The following is a 15,748-nucleotide window of genomic DNA, read 5'->3' as shown; positions in this document are numbered from 1 at the left end:
ACTCTACTGCGCGCTCTCCGAGATTGGGTTCCATGTTTTTGAAATATGTACCTCTGGCAGTCGGCTTGTTCGGGCTGCTTACTTCAAGCGTGTTTCTTGGGATGGTCCTGGTTGGGGTGCGGGCGTTTCTGCGGGACGCCCGTCTGCAGGAACGAATGCTGGCAGAGAAACCGGAGTTTCTGCCGCCCGTGACCCTCTTCAAGCCGCTACATGGTGCGGAGCCGGGGCTTGAACGCAACCTGCGGAGCTTCTTCGAACAGGACTATGCTGCGCCGGTAGAGGTTCTGTTCTGCGCGCGAACGCTGGACGACGCAGGGATGCAGATCGCGCATCGGGTGGCCGCAGAGTACCTCGGTGTGACCAGCAAGTTTCTAGCAAGCGGAGAGCCGTGGGCAGCGAACGCGAAGGCGTGTTCGATGACGGTGATGGCGAAGGCAGCGACGCACGATCTCTGGGTGATCAGCGACAGCGATGTCCGCGTAGATCGGAAGTATCTGCGAAGCGTGGTGTTGCCGTTTCGCGATGTGAAGGTCGGGTGCGCGACATGCCTCTATCGCGGCGTGGCTGTGGGCGGGATTTGGACACAGCTTGAAGCGGTCGGGATGACGGTTGAGATGAGCTCCGGCGTGATGGCGGCGAACTTGATGGAACCGATGCAGTTCGCGCTTGGGCCGACGATGGTCGCTCGGCGGAAGTGCGTGGCGGAGATTGGCGGATTCGAGGCGATGGTCGACTACTGCGCGGACGACTTTGTCTTAGGGAACTGGATCGCGGCGAAGGGGCATCGGGTGGAGCTGATCGGACACGCGATCGACCACGTCGTGCTGAATGTGAGCTTTGTCGATTCGATCCGGCACCAGATCCGTTGGATGAAGAGCACACGGTTCTCTCGGCCGAAAGGGCACTTTGGGACGAGTCTTACCTTTGGAGTGCCCTTTGGGATCGTCGCTCTAATTGGGGCGCTGATGTTAGGGATGCCATGGTTGGGAGGGGCGGTTCTTGCTTATAGCCTCGCGGGGCGGATCGTGCAAGGCTTCGTCGTAGCGAAGTACACCGTACAGGAGCCGAATCCGTGGAGGGCGGCGTTTCTGTTTCCGATTCGCGACTTGATGGGGATCTTTTTCTGGGCGGCCAGTTATGGGAGCAACCGGATTCTATGGCGCGGCGAAGTCTACGAGTTGCTGGCAGAGGGACGGATGCGGCCAGCGCTCTAGATTTCTAAGGCCGTGGCGGTGCGAAGTTCGTGAGAACGGCTTTGCCGCCTGAGGTGGCGAGGATTGCAGCTGGGGCCAGGGTTTGCTGGCGGGAAGCTGCGTTTGAGGTGAGCAGGAAGACGTGGCGTGGGCCCTGCCAGAGGGCTTTGAGAGAGACCTCTGTCTCGAAGACATGGGGAGCGTCGGGCCAGAAGCTGCCATACCAGAGACCGTTGACGCGACCATCGACGAGGTGCACCTGGTGACCGGTGTAGAAGAGGATGGTCGATCCGGTCGTGAGTTCACCGTCGAGCACGATGACATCGTCGGGTCTGAGGACGGCGTTGATGGACTTCGCCAGATCCTTTGACCCGAGGATGGGGTTGAAGCGGGAGAGGCCAGCGTGCGCAGCCAGGAGCGTGATGGTCATGCCGGTCGCGATGGCTAGGTTCGCTGCGTAAGCGTGTCCCTTACGGCGAAGAATAGTGCTGGCGACGCCGACGATAGCGAGCCCAACGGCCACGGCAGCGAGCGGACCCCGGAAGAGACCCAGGGCCGGGCCCGTGAGATCGAAGAGATGGCCGAGCGAAAGGTTGTAGAGCTCAGGGTTGGTGGCAAGCAGGGTGGAGAGGGTGGCTCCGGGCACCGGGCGCGGAGCGACGATCGCGAACCAGGCGCATAGGGCGGCTACGGCGGTGGTTAGGGGAAGCAGGAAGAAGGCAGACCAGCGGAAGAGCTTGACGGAGAGTTCCGTTGCGCCAAGGTCCGTCCTGTTGCGTTCGGCGCGGGATAAGACACCGCCAGCCATCAGAGCGAGCGCCGGGATCGCCGGCAGGGAGTAATACTCCTGCCGGGCGGAGAGCGTGAAGAAGCCGAGGACGAGCAGCGACCAGAGGAGGAGTGCGAGAGCCGCCTCGTGCTCCCTTGCTGACGCCATGGCGCGGGTTCTCAGTGCACGGATGTGGGTTGAGATGGCTGCCGGAAGAAACGTCGTCCAGGGCATCGCCCATATCGCGAGGTAGAGCCAGAAGAGCCAGACCGGCGTCTGGCCGTAGTCGTGTGGGATTCGTTTCGAGAGGAAGCGGGCGATGTGCTCGTTGTAGAGATAGAACCAGGTCCAGCCGCCGTGGACAGGCAGACCGAGCCCTGCCGGAAGAGCGATGGCCGGGTTTCGCAAGGCGGCAAGAATGTGCCATGGGGCGGCGATTGCGAGGAAGGCAGCGGTTCCGGAGACGAGATGGAAACGTGTCAGGAGGTGGAGGCGGCGGGTGATGGCGAGGTAGAGCAAGACGAAGCCTATGGGGAAGACGGCTCCGATGAGTCCCTTGGTGAGGACGTTCAGCGCCATGACGGCTGCGAAGCCGAGGCAGGGGACGAGAGTTGATTTCGACGCCGCCTCCGCCGACGTCTCGGAAGCGAGACGTCGGGCACCCGGATTGTCGGCGATTCTTTCGAGGGCGATGAGGAAGAGGTGGACGCCCACGGTCATCCAGAGGGCGATGAGGATGTCGGGGATGAAGAAACGCGTATAGAGGTACGGGCCGATCGCCGTCGCGAGCGCAAGCGCCGAGTAGAAGCCGCCGCGGTCGCGTGCATGGGCTGGCGAGACCGACGAGAACAGGCGATTGCCGAGGGCGTAGGTGCTCAGAAGGAGCGCAAGGACGGCGAGCGAGAGCGGGAGTCGAGCGGCCCAGTCTGAAACTCCGAAGACGCTCATCGACGTGGAAGCCATCCAGTACATCAGGGGCGGCTTGTCGAAGAAGCGGATGCCATCGATGTACGGAGTGACGAAGTCGTGGCGCTGCAACATCTCTCGAGCGATCTGGATGTAGATGGAGTCGACGTCGTCCAGCAAGCCGGGAGAGAAGATGCCGCTAAACTGCAGGATCAACCAGGCGATGAAGAGAATACCGAGAGAGCGAGGGCTCCAGCTAGGGGCTACGGCGCTTGGTGCTGTCGTTATGGGGCGTTCGGTGACAAGGCTGGGCATCGGAGGATCACGTTGCGCACTTAGCCGAGACCTGGGGTGGAGCGATCGGTTCAGACGCGTTTCTCTATGTCGTGATTCTAACGGATGAGGATGCGAATTCTATCGATTATCCAAAGGGCGATCGGTAATGAGCGCTTTGCCGGAGGTTTCTGCGAGAACGATCTGGCGGGATACGGGGAGGACGAGGTCAAGATTATCGCGGCGCTCGAGGGGAACGAAGAGGAGCTTGCGCGGGCCTGTGCCCCAGGTGGCGAGGAGGTTCGCATTGGTGAGGAAGATCTTGGGAGCGTCAGGGAAGCTACTGCCGAAGATCATGGAGCTGGAGACACCTTCGACGAGCGGGAGCTGTTCGCCGAGGTAGAAGGCGATGGAGGAACCGTAGGACTGGTCGCCGTAGAGCATCAGCTTCGTGTCAGGCGAGATGGCGCGGGTGGAGCGAAGATCGGTGATCTTGGCGGCCATTGTCTCAGAGGAAAGCATCGGGCCGAACCGGATGAGTGCGATGTGGGCGGCGACGAGGAAGGTCGCTGAGGTGAGCGCGATGGCGGATGTCGCGGCGAGATGCCGGCGTTTCGTGCGCAGGAACCAGGCGATGGCTGGGCCGAAGGCGAAGGCTATGGCCGCGAGCGCGGCAGGCAGGCGCAGGGCGGCGAAGCTCGAGTCGGTTAGATCGAAGAGGTGCGACATGGAGAGGGTGTAGTCACCGACGCCCCGGTGAGCAAGGAGCTCTCCGATATCGGGCACGAAGGGGAGATGGCGTGAACGCCAGAGACCGATGAAGAGGGCGATGGCGGCGGCCACGCCGATGACGGTAAGGGCGGCGTGGGCGAAGGTGATCCATCGGCGAGAGGATTTCTCTTCGGAGTAGGTGCTCTCAGCGCGGGTGAGCGCGGCCGCAATGAGCATTAGCAGAGGGAGATAAGCGGGAAATGTGTAGTACTCCTGGTTGGTCGAGAAGGAGAAGAAGAGCAGGACAAGGGCTGAGTAGAGGGCCAGAAGGAGTGCGGTGCGGGCGGCGTAGGTGGGCGCGAGGATCGTCGAGACTCTGCGACGGACGCCAGCGAAGAGGAGAGGTGTGAACAGTGCCCAGGGAAATAGCCAGACGAGGTGCAGACTCCAGAAGAGGTAGCCCGGCAGCTTGTTGTAGTCGACCGGATAGCGCTTGCCGAGGAAGCGGAGGAAGTGCTCGTTGACGAAGTAGAACCAGAAGAAGCCGTGGGGATGGCCATTGAGGAAACCGTCGGGATTGCGGAGGCCAGCCAGGATGTGCCACGGGGCGGCGGTGGCGAGGAAGAGCAGGAAGCCGGTGAACGGCTTGAGGCGGCGCCACTGGCGGTACTCGCCTGTGAGAGCGAGATAGACGACGCCGGTGCCGAAGATGAAGACCGGCGCGATAAGGCCCTTGGTGAGCACGGCCAGGGCGAGGCTCGTCCACATGAGGTAAGCGTGGCTCTTACCCTGTTCGAGAGATTGCAGGAAGGCATAGAGAGCCGTAGCGAGAAAGAGCGACAGCCAGATCTCCGGAATGAAGACGCGGGTGAAGAGGAAGACTCCCGCAGAGGTGAGAACGGCTACGCCTGTGTAGAGGCCAGTTCGCGGATTGTAGGCCTTTGACGCCCATAGATACCCGAGCAATGCGAGAAGGAAGACCGCGATGGATTGGGGCAGATGAGCCGCAAAGGCGGTGAAGCCGAAGAGCTTGAAGCTGACCGCGTCGATCCAATAAGGCAGCGGCGCTTTTTCGAGGTATCGGATACCGTTGACGTACAGCGTGACCCAGTCGCCGGAGGAGAGGATATGGCGGGCGGCGTTCGAGTGGGTCGCGTCGGCGTCGTCGAGCAGAGGAGGAGCGAAGAGCGACGCGAAAAAGACTGCCGCCCAAAGCGCGAACAGAATAGCAATGCCAACCGAGCGCGACGGCGCCGGCAGATTCGCGATAGGCTCTGGTATGCCGCCGCGCTGCCGCGGGGTCGATTCGGATGCTGCGTAGGTTTTTGTCGTCATCGCTAGTCTTCGTCGTTCAGAGTAGCGAGATACGTGCACTCCGATTCTATTGGGATGATATCGGGAGCGGGTTCGATGCCTCGAAATGGTGCCGTAGCCAACTGGGAGGTGGGGAGAGTGATCGCGGTTACTTCTTGGTGATCTTCTTACGAGTCGCGGGCTTGCGGCTTGCAGCTTTGCGGCGCGGCCGCTTGGTGCCTGCGGCAAAGCTGGCGCGAACGACCCGGGGGTCGATGAGATTCTGCAGGATCGCTGGGCCACGACCGTAGGTGACGTGGGCGAGCGATCCTTTGCGGAGACGGATCTTTGGCACAACCGCCGCTGGTGCGGGAAGAATAAGGTTTGCGAGGAAGATGGCCAGGTTTGGATTGTGGCCGACTACCAGGATATTTTCTTTCTCCGGAAAGTTCCCCGAAACTGTCTGGAGGAGTTTCTGGAAGTCTTTGAAGGTGGCGATGGGCGCGAGAGCGTCTGAATGGATGATCTCGGCCTCGTAGCCGGTCTCGGTGGCAAGAAGCTGGGCCGTCTGAAGGCTGCGCTTGAGCGGGCTCGAGATAATCAGATCGAACTGGGTCTTCTGATTATTGAGGATTGCGGCGAGTTGCAGGCAGTGCTTCTTGCCTTCCTTGTCGAGTGGGCGTTTACGGTCTACGAGTGGATTGGGACGGCTAGTTCCGGCGCTGGCGTGGCGAAGAATAAACAAATTCATAGTCTATTCACATTATAGATGAGGGCCGTGTTGATTTCACTTCAACTCTAAAGTCATGGAACCGCTTCGCTCAACTTCCAAATGTCAGAAACCAGGGCGCCGAAAAACGACGAATGCTGACGAACACGGATGAAACCAGCGGCTTGCAGGGCGGCATCGTGGTCGGGCAGGCGGGAGACGCGAAGCCCGGTGAGGATGCGAAATGCGAGGTACAGAAACCGAACCAACAAATCCGCGGGAATGCGCATAGCACCAGACGGAATGGCGAAGTCAGTTACGACCCAGAGGGCTCCCGGAGCAAGGAAGGGCGCAATCTCTCGGGCGATCTCATTGACTTCAGACTGTATGAGGCAGTCGAGGAAGAAGTGGGTGACGACGAGGTCATATTGGATTTTCGGGGTCGTGGCAAGAAAGATCAGGGCGTCGGCCTGGTGTGTGCGCAAGACGGCATCCGACGGGCAGTTGTGTCGAAGAAGTTCGAGCATGACACGGCTGGTATCGACAGCGTCGGCTTGCAGCGCGGGATTCTGAGCGAAGAGGCGTGCAAGGAAGCGGCCGTCGCCGTCGCCAAGTACCAACGCGGAAGTGCGATCGCGAAGTTCTGGGAGGAAGTGAAGTCGGGACCGCTCGAGCGCGCGTCCGAGAGTCATGTACTCGAGCCAGCGGTAGGGACGGGCGATGAGATCGAAGTCTGGCTGCGCGGCTTTCACGAATGGAGAGTGAAGACCAGCAGTATGGGAGTCAGGAGGCAGAGATCGGCGGCTGCGCGCAGGGCGGCGGGATCGAGATGCCTCCGTCTGAAGTGGAGCTGCAGCAGCAGCGCTGCGGACAGGGATATCGCCACTTCAAGTTGCCAGGGCGCAGAGTTGGGGCCGCGTGAGAAGCTGCTGTAAAGAGCGAGCCCGAAACCGCCAGCGATTCCAAGAATTGAAAGGAATGCACGGAAGCGCAGCGCAAGGCGAGTGGCTGGATGGGCCTCGGGGTAGGGAACCGACGTGGCGAATGGGTGTTCCCACGCATAGATGAAAAGGCAGTTAAGGCAGCATGCGAGACCGAAGAGTGCGGCGGCGGGGAGCAAAGGTCTCCGTAAGACTGGATTGCGCGCAACCGAAGGGATGAAGGTGGCGGCCGAGAAGAAGATGCCAACGGCGATCTCCTTGGGAAGACGCGGAGTGGAGCGTGCTTTGGAACTCTTGCGCCGGAGATGGATGAGGACGAAGTAGCCGATCAGCGGTGCTGCCAGGATCACGTAGAGCCGGAGCGCGGCGGGACTGATGCAAGAGACAAGGAAGACGAGAGCTAGCGAAGCGAGGGCGATGCCTGCATGGAAGGCGCTTCGGTGATTCTGATGGAAGAGATGACGGCGCTCCAACTGTGCATCCATGGTCGATCGTGCATCGAGCAGCCGATCGGTTGCATAGAGAATCCAGACCGCGACTCCCATGGCCAGAATGGATGTCAGGGGGAGCTTTACACCGTTGCTCTCCGCGATAAACCAGGTCCACAGCATAGCGACCGTGGGGGCGTCGAGCGATAGCAGATGCCAGTAGATGATGGGGTTGTGCGAGTGCTCGGGGCGAATGGATGCAGCGGTAAGCGCGTCGACGCTGCGAAGGAGAGGTGAGTTCGCCACAAGATTTATTCTAATCGGCGCGCTCGCGGTGGTAGCTTGGTCGCTATGACAACACAGGCGGTCGGATATTTCAAGAGAGTTGTAGCAGTTTCGGCGATCGTCTTCAGTGCGGGTTCCCAGGTTGGCCGCGCCCAGATCGACATAGCGTCTTTGACTTCGGCTCAGGCGGGAGACGGACTGAAGGAGGCTCTGTCGCGAGGGATCTCAACGGCGGTAAGTTCAACGGGTAAGCCGGGTGGTTACTTCGACGATGCGACGATCAAGATACTGATGCCGCCATCGCTGCAGAAGGTGGAGAAGGGGCTCAGGTCGGTGGGGCAAGGGCCCCGCGTGGACGAGTTTGTAAAGAGTATGAACTCGGCTGCCGAAGAGGCCGCTCCGGCTGCTAAGGCGATCTTCATGGAGGCGCTGCGGTCGATGACGATCGAGGACGCGAAGGGAATCGTCACTGGCGGCAACACTGCTGGGACGGAGTACTTCAAGCGGACGACTTCGTCGAAGGTGGCGGACGCGTTCAAGCCGACGATCGACAAATCGATGGACAAGATCGGCGTGACCGCCCAGTTTAAAGAGCTGATGGGCAATGCTCCGGCGATCCCGTTCATGAAGACGCCGAGCGTGGACATCAACGCCTATGTGCTGGAGAAGGCGGTCGGTGGCCTTTTCGTGGTGATGGGACAGGAAGAGACCAAGATCCGCACGAACCCTTCGGCGCAGGTGACTCCGCTGCTGAAGAAGGTATTCGGCGGACGGTTATAGCTAAAGATGCATCGTTCAGCTTAGTTGTGCCGCTGTAGCTCGGCATCGCTTGCGGGTCCTTGAGAGCCTGAGAGCCGGACTGTCACGGGGCTGGTGAGGCGGAAGCGGACAAGCGACTCGGCGGGAATCTGCACCTGCTGACCGCGCGTGATGGCCTGCGCTCCGGCACCCGCGCCGCCGCCTGCGGCTGCTCCGATGGCTGCGCCCTTGCCTCCACCGAAGATGCCCCCAAGGACAGCTCCGACAGCGGCTCCCCCACCGATCTTCTCGGCGCTGTTCTTTCCGCGGCCTGTGCCGGCTTTGCTGTAGGCGTCAGTTGAGACGGCGAGATTTGCGCCGCGAGGATGAACGCTGGTGAGCTGAATGACCAGTAGAGAGCTGCCCTTGAAGTGCGCGGCCTCCTGAACGGTGTCGACGCGCCCGCTGACGGCGGTGCCCTGGGGGAGAACGATGTTGCCTTCAACCAGGACATCGGAGGCGAGCACACCCGAAAAGGTATCGCCCTCCTGGGTGGTTGCACTGTCAAGGGTCTGGTTCAGGCGAACCGGGATGGTCGTATCGGCAGGCACGGTCACCGAGCGGACGCGTGGTGGCGCTGGCGGCTCACTTGGAGTGGCGCGCTCAATCGGAGCCGGAGGCGGTGGAGAAGCGATCTGAGCCTGCTCGGGAGCGACATAAGTCTGAGCCGGCGGGGCAGGCAACACTGGCTTTGGCTTGCGCTCGGGGCGCGGCTCTTTTTTGATGGGAGCCGGGGGTGGCGGAGCAACGGAAGCGGTCTGCGGTGCCGGAGCGGGCTGACTGCTGACGACCGTGAGATTATTCACCACCGTCCTGATACCTGAGACCAGGGCCGCGTCGTTGGCAGCGAGCGAACGTGCGGCATCATTGCTGGTGGTGCCGGTGAGCGTGGCAACTCCTTGCCGCACGGATGCCTGGATGGGCTCAGAGGCAAGCGAGGATTCCGCCGCGATCTTAGTTTGGACCGCCTGGGTAAGTGAGGTGTCATCCTGCGGAGCGGGAGCAGAGGAGTGCTTGCATCCGGTGACGGAGAGCGCTGCGGCCAGTACGGCGATTGCGGCGAGATATCCCCACACGTCTTCGATTGCGGCGGTTGAAGTTCTTGATTCCAGGCGGACAATCTCGTTATCGTGCATGTCAGTGTTCCTTCGTGCCTTAGTTACCGCGTTTGCAAGGCGTCGTGCTTCGTATAAGCAAATTTTACTCACTTTTGATGCGCTAAACCTGCGTCGGACTCTCCAGTCGTGTCGGAAGAGGCGAGTCATGATCGACCCTGCTGAGTTTGACGGTAGTCGTTTGGAATTGGGGCACGAGAATCTCTCATCGCCGACACCCGCAGATGTACATTCGGCCCTCGAGACCGGGCCGATTGGCCGAGGCCATCCCAGCGGAGTAGACTTCACCGCGTGCCTGGGTGGCGGATGTCATTGCTGGCGCAACCAAAGGTGGGCAAAGGGCATCTTCCAAGAGAGAGCAATATTGGGCTTGCACTTGGAATTTTATGTGAGCGCGTAAGAAGCAGGTAAGACGATATAGACTTTCGAACAGGCGTCGATTCATCGCCTCAAAGCGATTCATCAAAATCAGACACGAAAGATACGAGATAACGGAGGCAATCATGGCGGATAACGATAACGGAGCGAGCGGGTTCGGCTGGTTTCTTGCAGGGCTGGGACTAGGTGCCTTAGTCGGTGTGTTGTACGCGCCGAAGTCTGGCAAGGAGACCCGCGAGGATCTCGTCTCCGGAGCTCTTGATGCCAAGGAGCGCGCGGCAGTTCTGGCGCAGCGCGGGGCCGAAGTCGCAAGCCAATATGTGGATCAGGGCAAGCAGGCTGTCGGACAGTATGTAGACCAGAGCAAGCAGGCGGTTGGTCAGGCGGTCGAGCAGACTAAGCAGGTTGCCGGCGAGTATGTCGACAAAGGCCGTGAGTATTACGACAAGGGTCGTTCACAGTGGACCGAATACGTTGAAAAGGGCAAGAGCCTGGTGAACGAGCAGCAGGAGAAGGTTTCCGCCGCCGTTGAAGCCGGTAAGGATGCTTACGTGAACACGACTACCCACGGCTGATAGCACTTAGTCTAAGGGAAGTTTCGACCTTTGGGCCGCCGTGCCGGGGGTGGCTGCAATGCAGTCCACCCCCGTTTTGGCGTGCAAGTGAGCGTATCTCCTAAGATGAAAGACATGCGCTCTGCGCAGAGACGGAGTTTGAACCATGTGGATGATGGCGGCGTGGCAGGGATTAGAGAACGACTCGATCTCCGCCGGTAATACACGACTGTTGATGATCTTCGTCGGGATCGTTGCGCTCTCGATGTTCGTACAGGCGATCGTGGTGATCGTCGCCGCGATTGGCGCAACGAAGACGCAGAAGCGGGTTCTGGCGATCGCGGAGGAGCTCAGGACTCGGGCGACGCCACTTATTGACAAGGCAATCCCCATCATCAATAAGGCTGAAATACTGGTCGAGGTTACGCTGCCCAAGATCGAGAGGATTTCCGACAATCTTGTGGAGACGAGTGAGATCGTGAAATCGAAAGCTAAAGAGTTCGATGTCACGCTGAGCGATGTGAATCTGAAGACCAGGGCTCAGGTGGCCCGTGTGGACGGGATGGTCTCGACAGCGCTGACGGCTACTGGCTCGCTCGCTGAGATGGTTCACAAGGGCATCCGGATGCCCCTGGTGGAGATGTCGGGGGTTGTGAACGGATTCAAGGCAGGGATGGATGTGCTGTTCAGTAAGTCGAAACCAAAGGTAAAGTCGGTTGCGATCACGAAGTTCGAAGACTAGAGGTTGCGGCGGATCGATAAAACGGGGGCTGAGACCCTCGTTTTCTTGCGCCTGATGCCGGCTTTCAGTAGATCCAGCCACCTCCTACGACTTCGTCGCCCTGGTAGAAGACAGCGGACTGGCCCGGTGTGATGGCGCGCTGCGGTGTGTCAAAGATAGCACTAGCGTCATCGCCACCGTCGCTTGAGAGTGTGGCCCACGCGGGCTCGTGGCGATGGCGAATCTTGATCTGGACGCGGAGGGTCTCGCCCCGAGCGAGATTGGGAACGGAGATCCAGTTAACGCGGTCGGCGCGAAGATCCCGGGACATCAAGTCTTCATCGGCTCCGACGGTGACCTGGTGCGAATCCGGATGGATATTCAAGACATAGAGTGGGTTCGCCGAGGTCAGCCCGAGGCCCTTGCGTTGGCCCACGGTGAAGCTATGAATGCCGTTATGGCGTCCAATCACTTCGCCGGTCGTCGTGACGAGTTCGCCTGAGCTGTCGGGGAGATCTTCGCCCTGTTCGTCCAGATATGCCTTGAGGAAGGTGGAATAATCGCCGCCGGGGATGAAGCAGATCTCCTGCGAGTCGGGCTTGGTGGCGACATTGAGGCCTGCCTCTGACGCCATGGCGCGCACTGCAGGCTTCTGCATCTCGCCGAGCGGAAAGAGGGTGCGGGATAGCTGGTCCTGCGTCAGACCGAAGAGGAAGTAAGTCTGGTCTTTGGACTTGTCTTCGGGGCGGGAGAGGATCCAGCGGTCTCTCTCCTCGTCAAAATGGTTCCTGGCATAATGCCCGGTGGCGATGCGGTCGGCGCCAATCTGGCGGGCGGTGATGAGGAGCTGATCGAACTTGAGGTGGTTGTTGCAGAGAGTGCAGGGGATCGGCGTGCGGCCTGCGAGGTACTCGCTGACGAAAGGTTTCACTACCTCTGCTTCGAAGCGGTCCTGCTGATTGACCAAGTAGTAAGGAATGTCGAGCTGCTCGGCCACGCGGCGAGCGTCGTAGACGTCGTCAATCGAACAGCAGCGGCCCTGAACAGCTTCGGGCATGCCTTCGTGGCCAGCCAGGCGGCGCTGATTCCAGAGCTGCAGGGTGAGCCCGATCAGGGTGTGGCCCTGGGCGCGGAGCAGCGCGGCGACGGCGGAGGAGTCAACTCCTCCTGACATGGCGACGGCGATGGTCTCGGGTTGGGACTGCGATGGCATCAATCATCAATGATACCGGGTTTCGTGATCTGTCCGGAGTACACTTCATCCATGAACCTGGATCTGTCATCGTTGGACCTTCCAATTCGCTTAAGGCCTGAGACGCCTATGAGCGACGAGGAGTTGATGCGGTTCAGCAGGGAGAATCGTCCGTACCGGATGGAGCGTGAGCCGAATGGAGAGATTCTCATCATGACACCGACGGGCTATCGGACGGGGTCGACCAATCAGCGGATATCGCAGGCGCTCGGAGTTTGGGCGGATGAGGATGGTCGCGGTGTGGTATTTGACTCCAGCACTGGGTTCACGCTGTCAAACGGTGCAATTCGATCTCCGGACGCTTCATGGCTTAGTCATCGAAAAGGCGATGCTCTCACGCCGGAACAGCAGACTGGTTATGCCCCGGTATGTCCGGAATTTGTGATCGAGTTGACCTCGCCGAGCGACCGGCTTGAAAACGTCAAGAAGAAAGTGCTGGACGAATGGATAGCCAATGGTACTGAGCTTGCGTGGCTCGTCGATTCACAGACGCGCAGGGTGACGATCTATCGGCCGGGACAGGAAGCCGAAGTGTTGGAAGATCCCACGTCGGTGCAAGGCACTGGGTGTGTGGCCGGATTTGAGCTTGTGATGGAGAGGATTTGGGGCGGTAAGTAGAAACCGGCTGGATTGCCAAGAGGCAAAACTAAGAAGGCTGACCCCCGCGATTCTGCGGGTGTCAGCCTTCTTAGCAGAGGGGAACACTTTACTTGGTCGGTGCTGTTGTCAGTGGTTTCGTGATGTCGTCCATGTACGCAGGAGTACCTTCTACGCGGACGAGCGTGGGGTAGCGTTCGCCATCGTGGTAGTTGATGTCGGCCAGCGTGACGAGGCCATCCTGCTCCAGGATGAGGTGGATCGGCTCGGAGGTGCCTTTGGCCTTCTTGATTGCCGCCTTCAGGTTGTCGCCCGAGAAGGTGCGACCGTCGACGGCGTAGATCTTCTGCCCGGGCGCGAGCTTTGCCTTGTCGGCTGGGCCGCCCCAACGGACATCGGTAAGGGTGCCGTCCGCACCGCAGTTGATGCCGAGTGAGTACCAGGCGCTGATGCCTCCACCACGGCGGCCGCCCGCAGCGGTCAGGGTCTTCTGTGCTTGAGAAGGTTGGTCGTTGTAGACGAGCTTGTAACCGCCCCGCTCGATACCCGCCAGGTCAGCGTGGGGATTGATGTCGTCGATGCGCTCATGCAGAAAGGTGGCCCAGTCGTAGGCGACGACTTGGTTGAGGTCGGCGATAAGTTCGGGGCGTTCGTAGGGAACGATGAGCGGGCCAGTGTTACCGCCCTTGGCGAGAAAGATCGCCTCGAAGTCGTTGAGCGATTTCTTGTTGTCCGTGAGCTTGCGGATCAGGGTGTCAGCATCAAGCCAGAGGAGTTCGCCTTCCTGATAGTAGTCCTGTCCGCGCTTCCAGTTGGACCAGCTTGCGGTGCCCCCGCGTAGGATGCTGGAGGCGATCGCTGTGTCTTCTGTCGACCGCCATTGGCGACCGGACTTGTAGTCGAGGTTTGCGGCCGAAAGCGCGAGTATCTCGCGGTATTGCTGCTGATTTTTGAGGCCGGAGCGGGCGGCGAGGACGTTGCCGAGGTACTGCGTCATGCCCTCGTAGACCCAGAGCAGGTCGCCCTGCTGGGCGGTGGCGAAGTCTGGCTGATAGAGGCGTGCCGGGCGGCGGTACTTGCCGTTCCATGAGTGGGTGAACTCGTGGGCGAGCAGATCGGAGTTGCCTAGTTGCTGCTCGTCGGTTGAGAAGCCCTTCTCGTTGATGCCGTTGTCGGAGGATTGACCGTGCTCGAGACCCATTCCGCCGGTGGCGTCGGTGAGCGTGAGCAGTAGGTGGTACTCGTTGTAGTGATGCGACTTGTACATCGCGTCGGCCTCGCGGACGAGGTTGTTGATCTCGGCGAGCGTGGCGGGGCGGATGTTGACGTCGTCGGGTTCGTCGGCGACTACATCGAGGAAGTGCTTGGGGGAGATCTCGGGTGCGAGCGCAAACTGGCGGTAATAGAGGCCGGTGTCGACGGGCGAGTCTTCAAGCTGCTCAACGGTGGTGGCGGCGAACTTGTGAACGTCGCCGGGTCCCATACCGTGAAAAGAGCCGACGGGGGACAGCGCAGTGCCTACTCCCCATCCCTTGGGAACGATGACGGTGGGTTCAACTGCGATCTTTGCGACGGGAATGCCTGCGGGGTAAAGGAGCAGCCCTTCCCACTCCAGCGAAGCGAGCTTTGTGGTCTGGCGACCGGGATTGATGAGATCAAGATGCGCATGCAAGCTGGTCGCGCCCTTCGGCACGGTCACGTGGTACTCGTACATATTTACGTCATCGCGACGCCATACGAGCGTCTGCTTCGTGCCGGCTACTTCGGCGGTAAAGACCACGCCAGTGATGGAGTCGACTAGAGGGGTTGGGCGGTGCGTACCCGGAATCCACTGCGGGGTCGTGAGGGTGACGGGACCAGGCTTGACCGGGATGTCGATCTCAGCGTGATAGACCTTGCGTGGAGTGTCGGTGAGGTCGGCGGCGATGCGGATGGGAGCGGTCTGGGCCGCTGCGGCAGAGGCGGCAAGAAGAAGTGCGGCGGACTTGAGAATGGAGTGCATCAGGATGGATTGGATCCTCTCGGGGAAAGCAGCTGAAATGACTATTTAATTATTGGACGAATGGGTGCTGGGGAAGACGCAGAGGCGATTGATCTCTACAGGAGAGTGCAAGAAAGCTGGGTCTCTGCACTTCGCTGCGCTCCTGTCGAGAAGACGAGTTCTCAGGGGTTGCGCACATCGGGAGTTGTCCCACGCATCGCGATAAGGCTGCGAGGCGTGGGGCACAAGGTGAGTACAGGGACGGTTTCCGGCTTAGCTCTGGAGTGCTGTCTCTATCGCGGAGAGGACGATGGGATCATCAGGCAGCGTCTCCGGTGAGAACCGCTCAACCACGCGTCCATGGCGATCGACGACGAACTTCTCGAAGTTCCACAGGATGCCGGGCGCGGGGTTAGGCGGCGCGTAGTTCGCAAGCTTCTGACGGAATTCGCCTGGCTGTTTAGCCGTGGCTTCGGGCTTCTCCGCGATCAGTTCCTGATAGAGCGGGTGAGTGTCCGGTCCGGTGACAACGATCTTCTGGAACATGGGGAACGAGACGCCGAAGCTGCCCTTGCAAAAGGTGGCGATCTCTTCATTCGATCCAGGTTCCTGGGCACCGAAGTCGTTGGCAGGGAAGCCGAGGATCTCAAGGCCGTCCGCCTTGTGACGGGCGTACAGCTTTTCGAGGGCGTCGTACTGCGGGGTAAGGCCGCACTTCGATGCGGTATTGACGATGAGGAGCGCCTTACCGCGAAAGTCGGCGAGCGAGGTTCCTTCTCCGGTGATCCGGTTCACGGGAATGTCGTAAAGATTAGCCATGTCTCAATTATTACCTGTACCGACG

At 60.2% G+C, this 15,748-nt stretch carries 14 protein-coding genes; 5 read left to right on the top strand and 9 right to left on the bottom strand.

The window, feature by feature from the left end; genetic code table 11:
- Positions 1 to 32: 32 nt before the first annotated feature.
- Positions 33 to 1,214 (top strand): glycosyltransferase, encoded by a 1,182-nt coding sequence (locus tag HDF16_RS18105; protein WP_184219738.1) that lies wholly within the window; start codon positions 33 to 35, stop codon positions 1,212 to 1,214.
- Between the two features lie 4 nt (positions 1,215 to 1,218).
- Here HDF16_RS18105 and HDF16_RS18100 read toward each other — a convergent pair whose 3' ends face one another.
- From HDF16_RS18100 to HDF16_RS18080, 5 genes are all read right to left on the bottom strand, one after another.
- On the bottom strand, positions 1,219 to 3,183 hold the full coding sequence (locus HDF16_RS18100) for an ArnT family glycosyltransferase (protein WP_184219735.1): 1,965 nt from the start codon (positions 3,181 to 3,183) through the stop codon (positions 1,219 to 1,221).
- Between the two features lie 99 nt (positions 3,184 to 3,282).
- Positions 3,283 to 5,187 (bottom strand): ArnT family glycosyltransferase, encoded by a 1,905-nt coding sequence (locus HDF16_RS18095; RefSeq protein ID WP_184219732.1) that lies wholly within the window; start codon positions 5,185 to 5,187, stop codon positions 3,283 to 3,285.
- Between the two features lie 127 nt (positions 5,188 to 5,314).
- Entirely contained in the window at positions 5,315 to 5,896 is a 582-nt protein-coding gene (locus HDF16_RS18090; protein WP_184219729.1) for a SixA phosphatase family protein, read from the bottom strand.
- A gap of 53 nt (positions 5,897 to 5,949) precedes the next feature.
- Positions 5,950 to 6,606 (bottom strand): class I SAM-dependent methyltransferase, encoded by a 657-nt coding sequence (locus HDF16_RS18085; RefSeq protein WP_348641352.1) that lies wholly within the window; start codon positions 6,604 to 6,606, stop codon positions 5,950 to 5,952.
- Positions 6,603 to 7,529, bottom strand: coding sequence for a hypothetical protein (locus HDF16_RS18080; RefSeq protein WP_221312877.1), 927 nt, complete (start codon positions 7,527 to 7,529; stop codon positions 6,603 to 6,605). The genes HDF16_RS18085 and HDF16_RS18080 overlap by 4 nt, the downstream gene beginning before the upstream one ends.
- Before the next feature lie 45 nt (positions 7,530 to 7,574).
- Here HDF16_RS18080 and HDF16_RS18075 point away from each other — a divergent pair, with 45 nt between their 5' ends.
- Positions 7,575 to 8,288 carry a DUF4197 domain-containing protein gene (locus HDF16_RS18075; protein ID WP_184219726.1) on the top strand — a complete coding sequence of 238 codons (714 nt, stop codon included), beginning with the start codon at positions 7,575 to 7,577 and terminating at the stop codon, positions 8,286 to 8,288.
- 20 nt (positions 8,289 to 8,308) lie between these two features.
- On the opposite strand, the gene HDF16_RS18070 is transcribed toward HDF16_RS18075, so the two are convergent.
- On the bottom strand, positions 8,309 to 9,442 hold the full coding sequence (locus HDF16_RS18070; protein WP_184219723.1) for a BON domain-containing protein: 1,134 nt from the start codon (positions 9,440 to 9,442) through the stop codon (positions 8,309 to 8,311).
- Between the two features lie 482 nt (positions 9,443 to 9,924).
- On the opposite strand from HDF16_RS18070, the gene HDF16_RS18065 reads away from it, so the two are divergent.
- Both HDF16_RS18065 and HDF16_RS18060 read left to right on the top strand, forming a co-directional pair.
- Positions 9,925 to 10,374 carry a YtxH domain-containing protein gene (locus tag HDF16_RS18065; protein WP_184219719.1) on the top strand — a complete coding sequence of 150 codons (450 nt, stop codon included), beginning with the start codon at positions 9,925 to 9,927 and terminating at the stop codon, positions 10,372 to 10,374.
- A gap of 145 nt (positions 10,375 to 10,519) precedes the next feature.
- Positions 10,520 to 11,095, top strand: a complete 576-nt coding sequence (locus HDF16_RS18060; RefSeq protein WP_184219716.1) for a hypothetical protein — start codon at positions 10,520 to 10,522, stop codon at positions 11,093 to 11,095.
- A gap of 64 nt (positions 11,096 to 11,159) precedes the next feature.
- On the opposite strand, the gene mnmA is transcribed toward HDF16_RS18060, so the two are convergent.
- The gene (mnmA, locus tag HDF16_RS18055; protein ID WP_184219713.1) at positions 11,160 to 12,287 is read right to left on the bottom strand and encodes a tRNA 2-thiouridine(34) synthase MnmA; all 1,128 of its coding nucleotides are present in this window, start codon (positions 12,285 to 12,287) and stop codon (positions 11,160 to 11,162) included.
- 108 nt (positions 12,288 to 12,395) lie between these two features.
- On the opposite strand from mnmA, the gene HDF16_RS18050 reads away from it, so the two are divergent.
- A complete protein-coding gene (locus HDF16_RS18050; protein WP_221312876.1) occupies positions 12,396 to 12,944 on the top strand; it encodes a Uma2 family endonuclease in 549 nt (182 codons plus the stop codon).
- Between the two features lie 88 nt (positions 12,945 to 13,032).
- Here HDF16_RS18050 and HDF16_RS18045 read toward each other — a convergent pair whose 3' ends face one another.
- A complete protein-coding gene (locus tag HDF16_RS18045) occupies positions 13,033 to 14,925 on the bottom strand; it encodes a M61 family metallopeptidase (RefSeq protein WP_184219707.1) in 1,893 nt (630 codons plus the stop codon).
- Positions 14,926 to 15,177: 252 nt separating this feature from the next.
- Complete coding sequence (locus HDF16_RS18040) at positions 15,178 to 15,723, bottom strand: glutathione peroxidase (RefSeq protein WP_184219704.1); 546 nt, start codon at positions 15,721 to 15,723, stop codon at positions 15,178 to 15,180.
- Between the last annotated feature and the right edge of the window lie 25 nt (positions 15,724 to 15,748).

Source organism: Granulicella aggregans, assembly GCF_014203275.1.
GTDB lineage: Bacteria > Acidobacteriota > Terriglobia > Terriglobales > Acidobacteriaceae > Edaphobacter.
This window is presented reverse-complemented; position numbering and strand designations above follow the sequence as displayed.

Excerpts from the sequence above, each read along its gene's own strand:
- HDF16_RS18105 (WP_184219738.1), top strand. The coding sequence starts at position 33 with ATGTTTTTGAAATATGTACCTCTGGCAGTCGGCTTGTTCGGGCTGCTT.
- HDF16_RS18100 (WP_184219735.1), bottom strand. The coding sequence starts at position 3,183 with ATGCCCAGCCTTGTCACCGAACGCCCCATAACGACAGCACCAAGCGCC.
- HDF16_RS18095 (WP_184219732.1), bottom strand. The coding sequence starts at position 5,187 with ATGACGACAAAAACCTACGCAGCATCCGAATCGACCCCGCGGCAGCGC.
- HDF16_RS18090 (WP_184219729.1), bottom strand. The coding sequence starts at position 5,896 with ATGAATTTGTTTATTCTTCGCCACGCCAGCGCCGGAACTAGCCGTCCC.
- HDF16_RS18075 (WP_184219726.1), top strand. The coding sequence starts at position 7,575 with ATGACAACACAGGCGGTCGGATATTTCAAGAGAGTTGTAGCAGTTTCG.
- HDF16_RS18070 (WP_184219723.1), bottom strand. The coding sequence starts at position 9,442 with ATGCACGATAACGAGATTGTCCGCCTGGAATCAAGAACTTCAACCGCC.
- HDF16_RS18065 (WP_184219719.1), top strand. The coding sequence starts at position 9,925 with ATGGCGGATAACGATAACGGAGCGAGCGGGTTCGGCTGGTTTCTTGCA.
- HDF16_RS18060 (WP_184219716.1), top strand. The coding sequence starts at position 10,520 with ATGTGGATGATGGCGGCGTGGCAGGGATTAGAGAACGACTCGATCTCC.
- mnmA (WP_184219713.1), bottom strand. The coding sequence starts at position 12,287 with ATGCCATCGCAGTCCCAACCCGAGACCATCGCCGTCGCCATGTCAGGA.
- HDF16_RS18050 (WP_221312876.1), top strand. The coding sequence starts at position 12,396 with ATGAGCGACGAGGAGTTGATGCGGTTCAGCAGGGAGAATCGTCCGTAC.
- HDF16_RS18045 (WP_184219707.1), bottom strand. The coding sequence starts at position 14,925 with ATGCACTCCATTCTCAAGTCCGCCGCACTTCTTCTTGCCGCCTCTGCC.
- HDF16_RS18040 (WP_184219704.1), bottom strand. The coding sequence starts at position 15,723 with ATGGCTAATCTTTACGACATTCCCGTGAACCGGATCACCGGAGAAGGA.